The organism is Flavobacterium sp. TN-1 (assembly GCF_052828645.1).
Genome location: NZ_CM128253.1, coordinates 534,377 through 550,090 on the forward strand (window position 1 = coordinate 534,377; position 15,714 = coordinate 550,090).

Annotated in this window: 14 protein-coding genes; 5 read left to right on the forward strand and 9 right to left on the reverse strand. The window is 31.5% G+C overall.

Going from position 1 to position 15,714, the window contains the following annotated elements:
- Nucleotides 1–8: 8 nt before the first annotated feature.
- Nucleotides 9–1,145: an ATP-binding protein gene (locus ACUXZJ_RS02185; RefSeq protein ID WP_060381484.1), complete on the forward strand. Its 1,137-nt coding sequence runs from the start codon at nucleotides 9–11 to the stop codon at nucleotides 1,143–1,145.
- 20 nt (nucleotides 1,146–1,165) lie between these two features.
- Here ACUXZJ_RS02185 and rnc read toward each other — a convergent pair whose 3' ends face one another.
- The 3 genes from rnc to ACUXZJ_RS02200 all read right to left on the reverse strand — a co-directional run bounded on the left by rnc (nucleotide 1,166) and on the right by ACUXZJ_RS02200 (nucleotide 3,606).
- Nucleotides 1,166–1,912 carry a ribonuclease III gene (gene rnc / locus ACUXZJ_RS02190; protein WP_060381483.1) on the reverse strand — a complete coding sequence of 249 codons (747 nt, stop codon included), beginning with the start codon at nucleotides 1,910–1,912 and terminating at the stop codon, nucleotides 1,166–1,168.
- Nucleotides 1,913–1,921: 9 nt separating this feature from the next.
- Nucleotides 1,922–3,172, reverse strand: a complete 1,251-nt coding sequence (fabF, locus tag ACUXZJ_RS02195) for a beta-ketoacyl-ACP synthase II (protein ID WP_063743366.1) — start codon at nucleotides 3,170–3,172, stop codon at nucleotides 1,922–1,924.
- A gap of 197 nt (nucleotides 3,173–3,369) precedes the next feature.
- On the reverse strand, nucleotides 3,370–3,606 hold the full coding sequence (locus ACUXZJ_RS02200; protein WP_014166687.1) for an acyl carrier protein: 237 nt from the start codon (nucleotides 3,604–3,606) through the stop codon (nucleotides 3,370–3,372).
- Between the two features lie 218 nt (nucleotides 3,607–3,824).
- Here ACUXZJ_RS02200 and purN point away from each other — a divergent pair, with 218 nt between their 5' ends.
- Both purN and rnhA read left to right on the forward strand, forming a co-directional pair.
- Nucleotides 3,825–4,388 carry a phosphoribosylglycinamide formyltransferase gene (purN, locus tag ACUXZJ_RS02205; protein WP_060381481.1) on the forward strand — a complete coding sequence of 188 codons (564 nt, stop codon included), beginning with the start codon at nucleotides 3,825–3,827 and terminating at the stop codon, nucleotides 4,386–4,388.
- A gap of 18 nt (nucleotides 4,389–4,406) precedes the next feature.
- Nucleotides 4,407–4,880: a ribonuclease HI gene (gene rnhA / locus ACUXZJ_RS02210; RefSeq protein WP_060381480.1), complete on the forward strand. Its 474-nt coding sequence runs from the start codon at nucleotides 4,407–4,409 to the stop codon at nucleotides 4,878–4,880.
- Between the two features lie 565 nt (nucleotides 4,881–5,445).
- Here the strand turns inward: rnhA and ACUXZJ_RS02215 are convergent.
- The 3 genes from ACUXZJ_RS02215 to ileS all read right to left on the reverse strand — a co-directional run bounded on the left by ACUXZJ_RS02215 (nucleotide 5,446) and on the right by ileS (nucleotide 10,058).
- Nucleotides 5,446–6,039, reverse strand: a complete 594-nt coding sequence (locus ACUXZJ_RS02215) for a lipoprotein signal peptidase (RefSeq protein WP_060381479.1) — start codon at nucleotides 6,037–6,039, stop codon at nucleotides 5,446–5,448.
- Between the two features lie 114 nt (nucleotides 6,040–6,153).
- Nucleotides 6,154–6,534, reverse strand: coding sequence for a TraR/DksA family transcriptional regulator (locus tag ACUXZJ_RS02220; protein WP_060381478.1), 381 nt, complete (start codon nucleotides 6,532–6,534; stop codon nucleotides 6,154–6,156).
- Nucleotides 6,535–6,590: 56 nt separating this feature from the next.
- Entirely contained in the window at nucleotides 6,591–10,058 is a 3,468-nt protein-coding gene (gene ileS, locus ACUXZJ_RS02225) for an isoleucine--tRNA ligase (protein ID WP_063743368.1), read from the reverse strand.
- Nucleotides 10,059–10,214: 156 nt separating this feature from the next.
- Here ileS and ACUXZJ_RS02230 point away from each other — a divergent pair, with 156 nt between their 5' ends.
- Both ACUXZJ_RS02230 and ACUXZJ_RS02235 read left to right on the forward strand, forming a co-directional pair.
- Nucleotides 10,215–10,925, forward strand: coding sequence for a hypothetical protein (locus ACUXZJ_RS02230; protein ID WP_063743370.1), 711 nt, complete (start codon nucleotides 10,215–10,217; stop codon nucleotides 10,923–10,925).
- A gap of 5 nt (nucleotides 10,926–10,930) precedes the next feature.
- On the forward strand, nucleotides 10,931–11,596 hold the full coding sequence (locus ACUXZJ_RS02235) for a hypothetical protein (protein WP_063743372.1): 666 nt from the start codon (nucleotides 10,931–10,933) through the stop codon (nucleotides 11,594–11,596).
- A 6-nt stretch (nucleotides 11,597–11,602) separates the two neighbouring features.
- On the opposite strand, the gene recO is transcribed toward ACUXZJ_RS02235, so the two are convergent.
- Genes recO through porZ form a run of 3 tightly spaced genes read right to left on the reverse strand, consistent with a single transcriptional unit; the run spans nucleotide 11,603 to nucleotide 15,617 of the window.
- Nucleotides 11,603–12,322, reverse strand: a complete 720-nt coding sequence (gene recO / locus ACUXZJ_RS02240) for a DNA repair protein RecO (RefSeq protein ID WP_063743374.1) — start codon at nucleotides 12,320–12,322, stop codon at nucleotides 11,603–11,605.
- A gap of 4 nt (nucleotides 12,323–12,326) precedes the next feature.
- On the reverse strand, nucleotides 12,327–13,322 hold the full coding sequence (locus ACUXZJ_RS02245; protein WP_063743376.1) for an acyltransferase family protein: 996 nt from the start codon (nucleotides 13,320–13,322) through the stop codon (nucleotides 12,327–12,329).
- Between the two features lie 6 nt (nucleotides 13,323–13,328).
- Nucleotides 13,329–15,617 carry a type IX secretion system anionic LPS delivery protein PorZ gene (gene porZ / locus ACUXZJ_RS02250; protein ID WP_060381472.1) on the reverse strand — a complete coding sequence of 763 codons (2,289 nt, stop codon included), beginning with the start codon at nucleotides 15,615–15,617 and terminating at the stop codon, nucleotides 13,329–13,331.
- Nucleotides 15,618–15,714: the final 97 nt, after the last annotated feature.

Genomic DNA, 15,714 nt, shown 5'->3' on the forward strand with positions numbered 1-15,714 from the left:
TTAAAGAAATGATTAATAAACGACTTCTTATAAAAAACTTGTTAGCTCATAATGATGAGAACAGCTTTTACGATAAAAAAAGACAACTTAACCTTCACAATCAAGAAGGGAAAGCTAAATTTCTAAAACACATTTGTGCCCTATCTAATTCTAATCCTAACAATAATTCTTATCTTGTTATAGGAGTTGAAGATGAAAGTAATGAAATTGTAGGAGATGATTTTTTTGATGACAGTCGAATCCAGAATTTAGTAAATGCGTTTCTTCAAAATCCACCGAAAATACAATATGAAAACATTCCTTTCCCCAATTTACCAAAAGAAAAAGTAGTAGGATTAGTTACCATTAAGCCAAATCATAAGGTATCTTATTTTAAAAAAAGTATAAACACTATAGAGCTGGGAAGTACATTTAAAAGAATTGGAAGTAATACAGTTCCTACACATGACAAAATCCCCTATAGCAAACAAAATACACAAACGGTTATTAGTATTGAAAATAATTCTAGAAATAGTGTTGAACACACTCTAGAGTCTGTTTTAGATTTCATAAATGTTAGGCATAAAGATATGGAAACACAATATAAAGTTTTTAAAGAACTTTTTATTGTGTGTTGGGCAGGCAACAAAAAAGAATGGAAAGACAAAACTTATTTTTCTAGAGTAGATATTGAGTTAATTAATGAACAGATTAAACTTTTTTATTCTGCATTAGATGAAGTTACAATTGAATATTCAGAAAACAATTTTATGATTACTGAATTTATACAATTGGGCATTAACGATAAAACGAGCTATTACCCTCTTGAAAAGGTTAATATTTCTTTTTTTGATAATGGGTATTACAAAATAGAGAACGAGGTTGTATTTGAGCCTCCTCAATTCAACAAAAAACTATTACATCATGTTTATAAAACAAATCTATTATTGCTAGAAAAACTAAGTAAAGAAATACCTCTTACGAATAAAGATTTAAAAGATCTTGAAAATCTACCCCATACTCTAATGCTTTGTTATTTAAATGGGTTTGAAGATGCTAAACAAAAACTCATTGCATCTAAACCTTTTTTAAAACATTACCAGAAAGTCTATATTACTTTTAAAGAGGCTTTAAGAGTATTACGAAAAATGAAATACAATCAATAATATTCTCAAAGTAAAAAGATCTACTTATGATTAATTTGTGATTGAAAAACAAAATAAGCCCTTTTAGAAGCTATTTCTTCTGCTTTCTTTTTAGAAGTAGCGCGAGCCTTGGTTATGACTTCTCCGTTTAAGTGTAATTTTACCGCAAAATATTTTACATTTCCAGCAGCATTATCATCATACGTTTCATAATGAAATGTTTTTTTCTCTTTTTGACACCACTCAATGAAAAGGCTTTTGTAACTTATTACTTTTCCTTCTAATCGATCAATATCTACATAAGGTTTTATAATTTTTTTTTGGATGAATTCTTCACAACATTCAAATCCTTTGTCCAGATATATTGCCCCAATAAAAGCTTCAAAAATATTTCCGTGTACATTTTCTCCAAAATGCTGTGCTGAAACTTTGGTTTCAACAAAATCAATTAGTTTAAAATCTTTTCCTAATTCATTCAAATGATCTCGCGAAACAATTTTAGAACGCATTTTAGTTAAGTATCCCTCGTCACCATTAGGAACTTTACTAAATAGATGAGCTGCTATTACAGAACCCAACATAGCATCTCCTAAAAATTCAAGTCGTTCATAATTTATTGGGTATCCCTTTTCATCTGTTTTATTCATAGATCTATGAGTAAAAGCACGACGATAATGTTCTATATTATCAGGTTTAAAACCTAAAATATAAGTCATTTTTTTAAAAAAAATCCCGTCTTCAGGATTCTGAAAACGGTTTTTTTTAAATATTCTATTAATAATTCTCATAAGATAGAATTACTCTACTTTTTTAAATAAAACACACGCATTATGACCTCCAAAACCAAAAGTATTACTCATAGCCACTTTTATATCCCGTTTTTGAGCTTTATTTAAAGTAAGGTTTAGGTTTGGATCAATATTTTCATCTACTACTGTATGGTTAATTGTAGGAGGAATAATACCATTTTTAATTGCTAAAATAGAAGCTATCGCTTCAATAGCTCCTGCAGCACCTAATAAGTGCCCTGTCATAGATTTAGTTGAATTAATATTAATGTTTTTAGCGTGTTGCCCAAAAACAGAACTGATTGCTTTTAATTCAGCTACATCTCCAAGAGGAGTAGAAGTACCATGCGTATTAATATGATCTACATCTTCTGGTCTTAAACCTGCATCTTGTAATGTATTATTCATTACCGCTATAACGCCAATTCCTTCTGGATGAGGAGCTGTTAAGTGATACGCATCCGAAGACATTCCGCATCCTCCTACTTCACAGTAAATTTTTGCACCACGCGCCTTTGCATGTTCATATTCTTCTAATACCAATGCTCCTGCTCCTTCTCCTAACACAAATCCGTCACGAGTAGCATCAAAAGGTCTAGAAGCTGTCTCAGGACTTTCATTTCTTGTTGATAATGCCTGCATTGAATTGAAACCTCCCATACCTGCAATAGTAACAGCTGCTTCAGATCCTCCTGAAACGATTACATCACACATACCTAAACGAATGTAATTGAAAGCATCAACTAAAGCGTTAGCTGAAGAGGCGCAAGCAGAAACTGTGGTATAGTTAGGCCCCATAAATCCATTACGCATAGAGATATGTCCTGGAGCAATATCAGCAATCATTTTAGGGATAAAGAAAGGATTAAAACGCGGCGTACCGTCTCCTTTGGCATAACTAAGTACTTCTTCTTGAAAAGTTTCTAGTCCTCCAATTCCCGCTCCCCAAATAACTCCAACACGATATTTATTAATTTTATCTAATTCTAAACCAGAGTCTTTAATGGCTTCATCACTTGCTACAATGGCATATTGAGCAAATTTATCCATTCTTCTAGCTTCTTTTCTATCAATAAACTCCTCTACTTTAAAGTTTTTTACTTCACAAGCAAATTTTGTTTTGTGTTTTTCTGTGTCATAATAAGTAATGGGAGCCGCACCGCTTCTTCCATTAATTAGACCTTCCCAGTATTCTTGAAGGTTATTTCCAATAGGAGTTAAAGCTCCTAATCCGGTTACTACTACTCGCTTTAATTGCATAGTTTAGCTGGTTTTGTTTTAATATAAAAAACCCCAAAGCACTTTTAATAATAACTAAAAGAAACAATGGGTATTACAGAATATGCTATATGATTGTAATACAATCAATGTTTGTACAAATCTAAAAAAGATTTTGATAAAGACAGTAAAAAATAAGAACATCTGTAAGCTTTTTTACTTACAGATGCCATTATTTATTATTTTTTAGCTTCTTCGATGTAAGAGATAGCTTGACCTACAGTAGCAATGTTTTCAGCTTGGTCATCTGGAATTTGAATATCAAATTCTTTTTCGAATTCCATGATTAGCTCAACAGTGTCTAATGAATCAGCTCCTAAATCGTTAGTGAAGCTTGCTTCAGAAACTACTTCGTTCTCGTCAACACCTAACTTGTCCACGATAATCGCTTTTACTCTTGATGCAATGTCTGACATAATCTTTAATTTTAAATTTTAATTAGTTGGCAAAAATAAAAAAATAATTTAATTCCTCCTTTTTTGTTTCATAAATCTAGTCACGAAATTATAAAATTAATTTTACAAAGAAGATTGTTTTTCATTATTTCTCATGAATTATTCTTTTTTTTGCATTTTTAAATGCTTTTATTTTTCTTAAAGCATATTTTTACTACGATAACAACACTTACAAAATCATGAAAAAAATTGCAATATTTGCTTCTGGCTCAGGATCTAATGCTGAAAAAATCATCTTATATTTTAAAAATAGTTCTAAAATAAATGTGGTACAAGTTTATTCAAACAATCCAAAAGCCAAAGTCTTAGACCGAGCTAAAAATCATAAAATCCCAACTTCTATTTTTACCAAAGAAGAGCTAAACACAGGATTTGTTCTAAAAGAATTAAAAGAATTAAAGCCTGATTTAATTGTATTAGCTGGCTTTTTATTAAAATTTCCCGAGAACATTATCAATGCTTACCCAAATCAAGTTATTAATATACATCCTGCTCTTTTACCTAAGTATGGAGGCAAAGGAATGTACGGAATGAACGTGCACGAAGCTGTTTTAAAAAATAAAGAAAAAGAAACGGGTATTACAATTCATTATGTAAATGAACATTATGATGAAGGAGCTATTATTGCACAATATTCTACAAATATAGAAAATTACGAAAACGCAGAAAAAATAGCCATGGCGGTTCATTTATTAGAGCATACTTATTTCTCCGTTGAAATAGAAAAACTTTTAAATTTTTAACTCATAAAACACATACAAATGCCATACCAAGTTCATATTTATACTGATGGAGCTGCAAAAGGAAACCCTGGTCCTGGAGGGTACGGGGTAGTTATGGAACTTGTAGGAACACTCTATAAGAAAGAATTTTTTGAAGGGTTTCGCCTAACCACTAATAACCGAATGGAGTTATTGGCAGCTATCGTAGGACTTGAAAAATTAAAACAGCCTAACATGAAAGTTTTAATAATTTCGGATTCTAAATATGTGGTAGATGCAGTAGAAAAAAAATGGGTAATTGGTTGGGAAAAAACAGGTTTTAAAGGAAAGAAAAACCCAGATTTGTGGCAACGTTTTTTAAAAATCTACCGTCAGCATCAGGTAGATTTTCAATGGGTTAAAGGACATAATAATCACCCACAAAACGAGCGTTGTGATCAATTAGCTGTTATGGCATCACAACTAAAAGCACTTTCAGTCGATCTTTTTTATGAAGAAGAAAACGATAAATAATTTTAATAAACTCATAAATTACTAATCAAAAGTCCGAAAGCATTCATATCAAGCAAATTGATTATAAAACAATAAAAAAGAAAGCACTAGTCTATTTTATTTAAATTAATTTTAGTCTCACTTAATTAAATTGTTTTTTTTAAACACATTATTAAATCAATTTATTTAAGCAATAACGAGATATAATATTGATAAAAATTCAATATAGATTATCTCTGTGATTTCTAGAGATAATCTATATTTCTATGGGTTTTAAAAGAATTTATTAAATATTTTTCAAAAAACAAAGAAGATCAAGATATACGGAATTTTTGTTTCACAGACATGGTTTTTATTGCTTTGAGGAAAAATGACTGTTTTTTTACGATCTAAAGTTATTTTTATCCGTAGCAAATTTTTACCACGAGATTTGAGTTGATGCTAAAACTTAATATTATTCTTTAATTTCTAATCCGGAATGAGAAATAGTCCGTTCAACTTTTTTATAAAGTTTTCAACTGGTAGCCAATATGCTTATATAAAAAAAGCCCCATAAGGAGCCAGTAATAAAATTTTTAAGATATTATTATTTTCCAAATACTTTTTTGTTAAAAACAATCAATATACCTACTCCAGTAGAGATCGCAATATCTGCTACATTAAAGATCGCATTGAAAAAGGTGAAGTACTTACCTCCAAAAACAGGCAACCATGATGGTAATTCACCTTGCCAAATAGGAAAATAAAACATATCAACAACTTTCCCATACAACCAAGTTCCATAAGGCTTATCTGAAAAAGTTGTTGCCAATTGTCCTTCACTATGATCAAAAATAACACCATAAAAAACAGAGTCTAATATATTACCAAAAGCACCTGCTAAAATTAGCGAAATGGCTACAATTAATAAACTAGACGCTTTTTCTTTTACAGACTGCCACAACCAATAACCAATTCCAAATACTGCAAAAATCCTAAAAGTTGTAAGAATTAATTTACCATAGATACCAGGTAGCTCAACCCCCCATGCCATTCCTTCATTTTCTACAAAAAGGAATTTAAACCATTTAGCTATAACAACTTCTTCATGCAACATGAAGTTTGTTTTTACATATATTTTTGATATTTGATCTATTAATAAAACTAGGAAAACTATTAAATAGGCTTTTTTTAGATTCATTTTTAAATTTTTGATGAGCAAAAATAAGGAATATTGTAATATAATTTAAGGAAACTTAAATAAGATAAAAAACGCTCCTTTTTCAAGAGCGTTTTGCAAATTGTTTTCTCTATTTTATTTTTGCGAATTTTTAGCTTCGATACTCATCGTAGCATGTGGAACTAATTTTAAGCGTTCTTTTGCAATTAATTTACCCGTTACTTTACAAATTCCATAGGTTTTATTTTCAATGCGAATTAAGGCATTTTTCAAATCTCTTATGAATTTTTCTTGACGGGTAGCCAGTTGGGAGTTAGCTTCTTTACTCATAGTTTCGCTTCCTTCTTCAAATGCTTTGAATGTAGGAGAGGTATCATCAGTACCATTATTCAAATCATTTAAATAAGCACTTTTTATAAGTTCTAGGTCGGCTTTGGCCTTTTCTAATTTAGTCTGGATTAACTCCTTAAATTCCGCTAAATCTGAATCCGAATATCTAATTTGTTCTTCCACCATAATTTAATGCGTTTTTTGGTTAATATCTAGTTTAGTTTGTTTTTTATAAACGTTGTTTATTTTGTTATATAAATTTTTGTTTTGAGATTATCAAATTCAATTTCTGTGCCGTTTTCTATATTTTCAGCAAAGATCAATTGTTCTGTTAAGGTTTCTGTTTGAATGTATTCTAAATTATCTGTTACAGCACGTTCTATTTCATTTTGAGTCATCATTGTAACTTTAATTTTATCGGTTACTTCAAAGCCAGAATCTTTACGAATATTTTGAATACGATTAACCAATTCACGCGCAATTCCTTCTTTTTTTAATTCATCTGAAATAGTGATATCTAAAGCAACTGTAATTCCTCCTGCATTTGCTACCAACCAACCTTCAATATCTTGAGATGTAATTTCTACATCTTGAATTGTCAAAGTAGTAGTATTTCCAGAAACAGCAACGTTTATTTCTCCTTTTCTTTCAATTTCTGCAATTTGTTCTTGTGAAAAACCTTGAATTTCTTTTGCAACTGCCCCCATATCTTTTCCAAAACGAGGTCCTAATGCTTTAAAATTAGGCTTGATTTGCTTTACTAAAATACCTGAAGCATCATCAAGTAATTCAATTTCTTTTACATTTACTTCTGCCTTAATCAAATCAGACACTGCTTCGATTTCTGTACGTTGTACTTCGTCTAACACAGGTATCATTACTTTTTGAAGCGGCTGACGTACTTTTATCATTTCTTTTTTACGTAAAGACAATACTAAAGAAGAAACGGTTTGCGCTTTCAACATCTTGCTTTCTAGCGATTTATCAACACAGTTTTCAAGGTAAACTGGGAAGTTAGCAAGGTGTACGCTATCAAAAGTTTCTTTTTGAGTCGCTGCATTTAAATCTTTATACAAGCGGTCCATAAAGAACGGTGCAATAGGCGCTGCTAATTTAGCTACTGTTTCTAAACAAGTATATAAAGTTTGGTACGCCGCGATTTTATCTGTTCCGTAATCACCTTTCCAGAATCTACGACGACATAAACGTACATACCAGTTACTTAAATTTTCCTGAACAAAATCAGAAATCACACGAGCCGCTTTCGTTGGTTCGTAATCTGCATAAGCTTCATCAACCGTTTGAATTAGCGTATGCAATTCCGATAAAATCCAACGATCAATTTCTGGTCTTTCTTCCAAAGGTATTTCTGTTTCTTTGTAAGCAAATCCATCAATGTTAGCATATAACGCAAAGAATGAATAGGTATTGTATAATGTTCCGAAAAACTTACGACGTACTTCTGCTACTCCTTCAATATCAAATTTCAGGTTATCCCAAGGATTTGCATTGGAAATCATATACCAACGCGTCGCATCAGGACCATATTCTTTTAAAGTTTCAAATGGGTCTACAGCATTTCCTAGACGTTTCGACATTTTTTGTCCGTTTTTGTCTAATACCAATCCGTTAGAAACTACATTTTTATAAGCTACTTTATCAAAAACCAAAGTTCCGATAGCATGTAACGTATAGAACCATCCACGTGTTTGGTCAACTCCTTCTGCAATAAAATCAGCGGGGAAGGATTGGTTTCCGTCTATCAATTCTTTGTTTTCAAATGGATAATGCCATTGTGCATAAGGCATTGCACCTGAATCGAACCATACATCAATTAAATCTGTTTCGCGATTCATTGGTTTACCAGATGGAGAAACTAAAACGATAGTATCTACTACATTTTTATGTAAGTCAACTAAGTCGTAATTGGTTTTTTCCATATTTCCTATTTGAAAACCTTTATATGGATTTTCGGTCATTACGCCAGCTGATACTGCTTTTTCAATTTCATTGAACAATTCTTCCACTGAGCCTATGCAGATTTCCTCTGTTTTGTCTTCCGTTCTCCAGATAGGCAATGGAATTCCCCAATAACGCGAACGTGAAAGATTCCAGTCGTTAGCATTTTTCAACCAATTTCCAAAACGTCCTTCACCCGTAGCTTTTGGCTTCCAGTTGATGGTTTCGTTTAAGTCAAACATTCTTTCTTTCACCTCCGTTACTTTGATAAACCAAGAGTCTAATGGATAGTATAAAATGGGTTTATCAGTTCTCCAACAATGTGGGTAACTGTGAACATATTTTTCTACTTTGAAGGCTTTGTTTTGCTCCTTTAATAAAATTGCGATTTCTACATCTACGGATTTTTCAGGGGCTTCGCCTTCATTGTAATATTCATTTTTAACGTATTTACCAGCGAATTCTCCTAATTGTGCTACAAATTTACCTTGTAAATCCACTAAAGGAACTGGATTTCCGTTTTCGTCTAACACCAACATCGGTGGTACTTCAGGAGTTGCTTCTTTTGCTACTTTAGCATCATCAGCACCAAAGGTAGGTGCCGTATGCACGATACCTGTACCATCTTCGGTAGTAACGAAATCACCTGCAATTACTCGGAACGCGTTTTCAGGCGTTTGGTATGGTAATGCCCAAGGCAATAATTGTTCGTATTTGATTCCAACTAAATCTGTACCTTTACATTCCGCTAAAATTTGGTAAGGGATTAGCCCCCTAGCCCCCGAAGGGGGAACATGTAGAAACTTGTCTTCTAATGCTTTAAATTCATCATTAGTTTCTACCGACTTATATTTTTTATCAAATTGTTTTGAAACCAAGTTTTTAGCTAATATCACATTAACTGGTTCAAACGTGTATTGATTGAAGGTTTTTACTAAAACATAATCAATTTTAGGACCAACGGTAAGAGCAGTATTACTTGGTAACGTCCAAGGCGTAGTCGTCCAAGCTAGGAAGAAGACCCCCTCCAACTCCCCCGAAGGAGGAGAGATGCGAAACGCTTTAGCCACACTGTTGGCTCCCTCTCCTTCGGAGAGGGCTGGGGTGAGGCTCTTGAATTGCGCTACTATCGTAGTATCAGTTACATCACGGTACGAACCTGGTTGGTTTACTTCGTGGGAAGATAATCCTGTTCCTGCTTTTGGTGAATACGGCTGAATCGTGTAGCCTTTGTATAATAAATCTTTAGTATAGATTTGTTTTAGCAACCACCAAACTGATTCCATGTATTTGGATTTATAGGTTACATACGGGTCTTCCATATCTACCCAATACCCCATTTTTTCAGTAAGGTCATTCCAAACATCGGTATAACGCATCACGGTACGTTTACATGCTTCGTTGTATTCAGTTACCGTAATGGTTTTTCCAATATCTTCTTTGGTGATACCTAATTCTTTTTCGGTTCCCAATTCTACAGGAAGTCCGTGCGTATCCCAACCCGCTTTACGCTTTACTTGGAACCCTTTTTGAGTTTTATAACGACAAAAAATATCCTTAATCGCACGTGCCATTACGTGATGAATACCCGGTAAACCGTTTGCTGAAGGAGGTCCTTCAAAAAACACATACGGGGTAGCTCCGTCACGTGAAGTTACCGATTGTTCAAAGACATTGTTTTTTTTCCAAAAATCAAGTACTTCAGAGGCCACTGTTGGCAAGTTAAGTCCTTTGTATTCGTTGAAATTCATATCGTTATATTCTATTAAAAATCAATCGGCGAATGTAATGATTTATAAATCAATAGCAAAAAAAAAAGACATATTTAATACAACAAATAAAATAATTATTAGTCTAAAAAATTAAAAAAAAATGTATTTTTACGTTCATCCTTAATGAGCTCCTAAATGATGAAAAAAAATATACCCTTTTTTCTTTGGTTGTGCACAATCATTTCCTACGCTCAATCAAACGTTGGGATTAACACCACAACTCCTACCGAAACGTTAGATATTAATGGTAATCTAAGAATAGAGAACTTACCTGATGGAAATAATGCGAATACTTATTCAAAAACATTGGTAACTAATAGCTCCAATACGGTACTAACGGATGGAGGAGCCTATACTGACGGGCATGTTTTTTTAGATGTTTTATCTACTTTAGCGGTATATTATTGGAATACGACAAGTACGGCAGGTTTTGATATGATTACACAAAATTTTACTACTATAAAACCCAATCAAGTTGTTGACGTTAATTTAGACCTTCCTTTTAGAATATCTGCGTTTGCATCAACTACTCCACCTGGGCACAACGGAACACCTTTAATTTTTAGCGCGGATACTCGTGTTGTAAAGACTTTTATTTACCTAAATGGGGGCTCTTATACCAATAAATTAATTGCAGCAAAAACTCAATATCTAAGTGGAAGTTTCAAAGAAACTGGAATTTATGGTACTAATTTGAGTTCTCAGATTTCATTACCTACACTGGGTACATATACAATTACGGTTCGTGTAGAGACTAATTGTATTAACGGATCTTCATTTAGAATAAACTATAATCCTACTACTGTGGGAAAAACAAATTATTTAAAACTAACCTCAGTAAATTAAGAGACATGAAAAATATTATAAAAACAATTATTATTTTGGTTTCTAATTTTTCGATAGCACAAGTTGGAATTGGAACAGACACACCAACAGCAACTTTAGATGTTAATGGAACGACGAGGATTAGAACTTTAAATGATGGTTCTAACAGCACTACCTATCCTTATTTTGTCGTAGCAGATGCACTAGGAAATCTGGCAAAAGCAGACAGACCAACTAAATTATTCACTTCCTTAGAACCTTCTTTTACTTTGGATACGAATATAACAAGCGATACACAAACTACTAACACTTTGTATAGTGCTACTGTAACTACAAGTGTGGCTAATCAGGTATTACAAATCAGTTGTTTAATTCCTTATCGTCTTTGTGATAACACCATTACAAGCAACCCACCTGCTTATCATGCTTCTACTAGAGTTCTAACCTATGAATGTATTTTAAATACTGGGAGTGACAATACAATTGCACATGAAACTGTTTTTTTTAGTGGAGGAAATCGTTTGAAGGAAACTCATTACTCCAACTTATCAGGAAATATTACAGTTATCACACCTGGCACCTATACCTTACGAATAAATATAAAAGCCGACGCTCCAAGTGGTGCAGGTTATCGGATTGAGCATAATATTAGTGGTACTACAGCCAGGGTTTTTATTTATTCTAGTAATTAAATATTGTCAGGCATGGTAAAACTCTTTTAAAACCTCTAATGAATAAGGCTTTTTGAAATTTTCTATATGTAAGGCATAAAAATCTAAAAGAACTTCTAAAAGCCTTTGACGTTTTAAATAATCTAATTTAAAATTGGCAGTATCATCAAAACTTGAAGACATAAAAAGTTTTAAAATCTGAGAGATTTCCTCATCTATAACAGAAGAAGTAGCTTCTAAAACAAAACAACCTTCATTCAAATCAAAAAAGGGAAAATCAGCATTCGTTAGATCTGGATAAAAACCTAAAAATTTAGTTAATTCTATTAAAAAGTTAAGATGAAAATTGACTGCATGATCATGGGTATCCAACCATGTCATGGCAGTTTCTAAAAATAAATAAAGGGATTCGTTTTTTTCTTCTTCTTTAATTACATAATGCAAAATTTCGGATAAAAATAAGGCAATAGTACTTTTAACAACATCAAAAGGGATAGTATGATAAGGAACTGCTACTTTAACTTCTTTAAAATATTTCAACCCTCCTTTGTTTTTATGATTAACCTCAATTTCAAGAATAGTTAGAGGTTGAAAGTACGCAATACGTTGACTATTTTTTTTGTTAGAAAAAGCAGAAGGTACAAAATAAGAAACTACACCTTGACTTTGTGTAAAACATTTTACTATCAGGGATTTTTCTTGATAGCGAATAGTGCTTAAAACGATTGCTTTAGTTTTTGTTAGCATAAAATCATTTACGGTTTAAAAAACGTTTTTCAATTAAATGCCATGAAAAATAGGCAATTATATAGGTTAATAAAATCATTATTAAACTTACAAAGAAAGGATTGTATTTTTTAAAATATTCAAAATATACAAACAGTTGTATTATGGGAAAATGATAGAGATAGATGCCATACGTATAATCAGCTTTTGAACTAAAGTTATTAAAAAAAGGAAGCGAATAAGCAAAAAACAACACTGTAACACCTAACACAAAAGGAAAAAAGAGATCCATATTCAAACCATATATTTGAACTAAAAATAAAAACCACGCTCCTGTTAGAAACTTCCACTTGTTTTTAATAAAAAAATTAAAGTTGAGATAAATATAGATGCCAATAATAAAATAAGCTAATTTTCCTGGGAGTTGTTTTTCAAATAATGGTAAATGAAACAATTCTAACATTACATAAGAATATAAAATAGAAGCTAGGTAAAAAAAGGCTAAGACTTTGTTTTTATTTTTAAATTTGTTGATTAAATAGAATAAGATAGGTAATATAATATAAAAACCTTCTTCTATTTTCATAGTCCACAGAGAGCCATTTATAAAAGGAATCGGATTTTCAGCAAATACACCTGGAAGGCAGGGTTCTATGAAATTTAAAAAAAATAGATTCCAAAAAAAATAACGACACGTCATCTTATCACTAAAATAATCTTGATAAGAAAGAGTGGAAAGAGCCGATAAAATTACTACAGAAAGAATTATTACTGTAATGTATGCTGGTAAAATACGTTTTGCCCTTTTTAGAAAATACATTTTTAAATTGGGGGTATTTACTAGGCTTTTAGTGACTAAAAAGCCACTTAGGACAAAAAAACCACTAACCGCTAAATTGGATTTACAAAAACAACTTAAAAAATACAATGATTTATCCTTTGTTAGCTCTGCTAAATGAGCCAGCATGATTATATTGGCCATTAAAAAACGAAGGAAGTTAATACTATTTTTTCTTAGCATCTATATTTATCGAATAATTAAAAGCTTTTTAACAACGGTTTCTTCTCCTTCTTGATCTGAAACTAACACTACATAAACACCTGATGATACTTTCGTTTTAGCAAAAGACAGGGTATCCCACTCAATAGTACCTCCTTGTGAAATGTTTTCAAAAACTAGATTCCCTTCTATATCCGTAATTTTAACATTACTTTTATCTTTTAATCCTGTAATTTTAACCATTCCTTTATGTTCTGGTCTATAGGGATTAGGATAAATATAGGTGTTTGAATAATCTTTAGCACCTACAGTAGCTAAACTTTGATATGAAACAGTCCCATTATTAGTTGCAAAATAGACTTTACCTGTTGTTTGATCTATTTCAATATCATCTATTATATTACTAGGTAAAGGTGAATTTTCTTTTGTAAAATGTAATTTTGTTTGTTGTCCATCTGGGGAAATTAAAAAAACACCTGATTCTTCAACCGAAACCCATTTATTATTTGCTCCATCTACTTCTATATCTAAAATATTAGATTGATAAAAAAGTTCTTGAGCCGTACCGTCTTCCAATAAAATAATTGGTTTTGTATCTAAGTTAGTATCTGTCAAAAAAGAATTAGTATTTGATAAATAACGCAAACCATTAAAGGTACCAATCCATAATTGATTATTGTTGTCGAGGGCTAAAGAGCGAATATCGTTATCTGGTAGGCTTCCTTTTCCTTTAACATTATTAATAATTATATTTTTATTTAATTTTTCATTAAATCCTATTACTCCTGTTTTTAGTGTTCCTAACCATTTAGTCCCATTTTTATCAATTTTCATTGAAGAAAAATTTTCTTCTTTAGGGTTTACAGAAATATTTTTGAATGAATAGTCTTTCCAATTATTATTTTTATCAAGGCTAAAGAGTGCATTTTCTGCTCTACTACTCGTGATCCATAAGTTTCCATTCAAATCAAAGTTAGGTGTATTTACAAGAAGGACGTTAGCAATTAATTCATCTTTTAGTGGAGTATTTTCTTTATTATATAATTTAGTGGGAGTAAGATTATCTAATTTTAGTAATCCGCTAAAAAAGGAACCTACAAATACTTCGTTTTTATTTTTGGGATTAAAAGCAATACTTGAAAGAGCTCTTGCTTCTAATAGATCTTTATATGGCAGGTTTATCCATTTTTCATTAGAATAAACACTAAGTCCAGATTTACTAGGTCCTCCACAACAATACCCATAAGGATTATATTGTCTGTTATACCCTCCAAAAACACCCCAAAGTATATCGTTAGTTGCTTTAATTCTAAAAAAACGATTTTTTTCTGGGCAACTTGGTGTTAAGTTAATGACAACCTGAGGATTATTTAAATCCATCGAATACAAACCATTACTTTCTGTTCCTATATAAATTTTATTATTTTTAAAAGATGAGTTTGTAAAAAATGATTGAAATTGATCTCTCCAAATTAATTGTTGTATCACAATGCCATTTTCATCAAAAATATCAATATAGTTAGATGACGTTATAATTAATTTATCTTCATTGTAATTAATATCTTTCGGACTTTGTAAAACGGAGGTTATATAGGAAAGCGAATTATTTGATTTCAACTCATGTATGGCTCCCGTCTCTGATAATAAAATATTTTTTGTTTTAGTAGATTTTAAACCAAACCAACTCCCTGGTTGTACCATAGTCCATTGATTAAAATCGATCAAAAAAGGATTACTCAACTTGGCTGCATAAAGTCCATTTGATTTTACAATTGCGTAAATGGTATCATGAATTATAGTTGTTCTAACAATGTCTTGCTCTGTTCCTCCTGCGCCTATAAAAAATGTATCTCCAAATTGGGAATGATCCATATCTAAAACAGTGATACCGTATCCTGTTGATATGTATATTTTGTTTTTGTATTCTTCAAAATGATTGATTCTTTTTTTACTTGCTAAAATATTAGATTTTTCTTCTATTCCTTTTAAATAAAACATAGAACCATCTGTTTCATTAACAATAATAACCAACCCAGTTGAATGCCCTACAATGGTTTTATTATAAGTTGGACTATAATGAATTTGTGTGATAGGATCTCCTGAAAGGCCTTCTATTGTTGATTTTTTCTCATTTTGATTTGTATCTAAATTAGACAAAAAATAGGCATTATCAGCAGCTATTAGTATTTTATTATCTACTAATTCAAGATCTTTAACTGCATTATAGGAATAATAGCCTTGCCAAGGGTTGAGTTCTTGAGCAAAAACGCAAGAAAAGTTTAAGAGTATAAATAAAAATGCAGTACAATTTTTCATGTCTTTCTGATTTCTTGCAACAAATATACTCTAAAAACAAGTTTATTTTTGTATAAATAAAAAAGGCACTTGAAAACAAGTGCCTTAAAATTATATA

What these genes read in the sequence shown, in the direction of transcription:
- ACUXZJ_RS02220 (WP_060381478.1), bottom strand. Translation starts at nt 6,534, where the DNA reads ATGGTGGAAGAACAAATTAGATATTCGGATTCAGATTTAGCGGAATTT.
- ACUXZJ_RS02215 (WP_060381479.1), bottom strand. Translation starts at nt 6,039, where the DNA reads ATGAATCTAAAAAAAGCCTATTTAATAGTTTTCCTAGTTTTATTAATA.
- ACUXZJ_RS02230 (WP_063743370.1), top strand. Translation starts at nt 10,215, where the DNA reads ATGATGAAAAAAAATATACCCTTTTTTCTTTGGTTGTGCACAATCATT.
- ACUXZJ_RS02235 (WP_063743372.1), top strand. Translation starts at nt 10,931, where the DNA reads ATGAAAAATATTATAAAAACAATTATTATTTTGGTTTCTAATTTTTCG.
- fabF (WP_063743366.1), bottom strand. Translation starts at nt 3,172, where the DNA reads ATGCAATTAAAGCGAGTAGTAGTAACCGGATTAGGAGCTTTAACTCCT.
- ACUXZJ_RS02200 (WP_014166687.1), bottom strand. Translation starts at nt 3,606, where the DNA reads ATGTCAGACATTGCATCAAGAGTAAAAGCGATTATCGTGGACAAGTTA.
- purN (WP_060381481.1), top strand. Translation starts at nt 3,825, where the DNA reads ATGAAAAAAATTGCAATATTTGCTTCTGGCTCAGGATCTAATGCTGAA.
- ileS (WP_063743368.1), bottom strand. Translation starts at nt 10,058, where the DNA reads ATGAATTTCAACGAATACAAAGGACTTAACTTGCCAACAGTGGCCTCT.
- ACUXZJ_RS02245 (WP_063743376.1), bottom strand. Translation starts at nt 13,322, where the DNA reads ATGCTAAGAAAAAATAGTATTAACTTCCTTCGTTTTTTAATGGCCAAT.
- rnc (WP_060381483.1), bottom strand. Translation starts at nt 1,912, where the DNA reads ATGAGAATTATTAATAGAATATTTAAAAAAAACCGTTTTCAGAATCCT.
- porZ (WP_060381472.1), bottom strand. Translation starts at nt 15,617, where the DNA reads ATGAAAAATTGTACTGCATTTTTATTTATACTCTTAAACTTTTCTTGC.
- rnhA (WP_060381480.1), top strand. Translation starts at nt 4,407, where the DNA reads ATGCCATACCAAGTTCATATTTATACTGATGGAGCTGCAAAAGGAAAC.
- recO (WP_063743374.1), bottom strand. Translation starts at nt 12,322, where the DNA reads ATGCTAACAAAAACTAAAGCAATCGTTTTAAGCACTATTCGCTATCAA.
- ACUXZJ_RS02185 (WP_060381484.1), top strand. Translation starts at nt 9, where the DNA reads ATGATTAATAAACGACTTCTTATAAAAAACTTGTTAGCTCATAATGAT.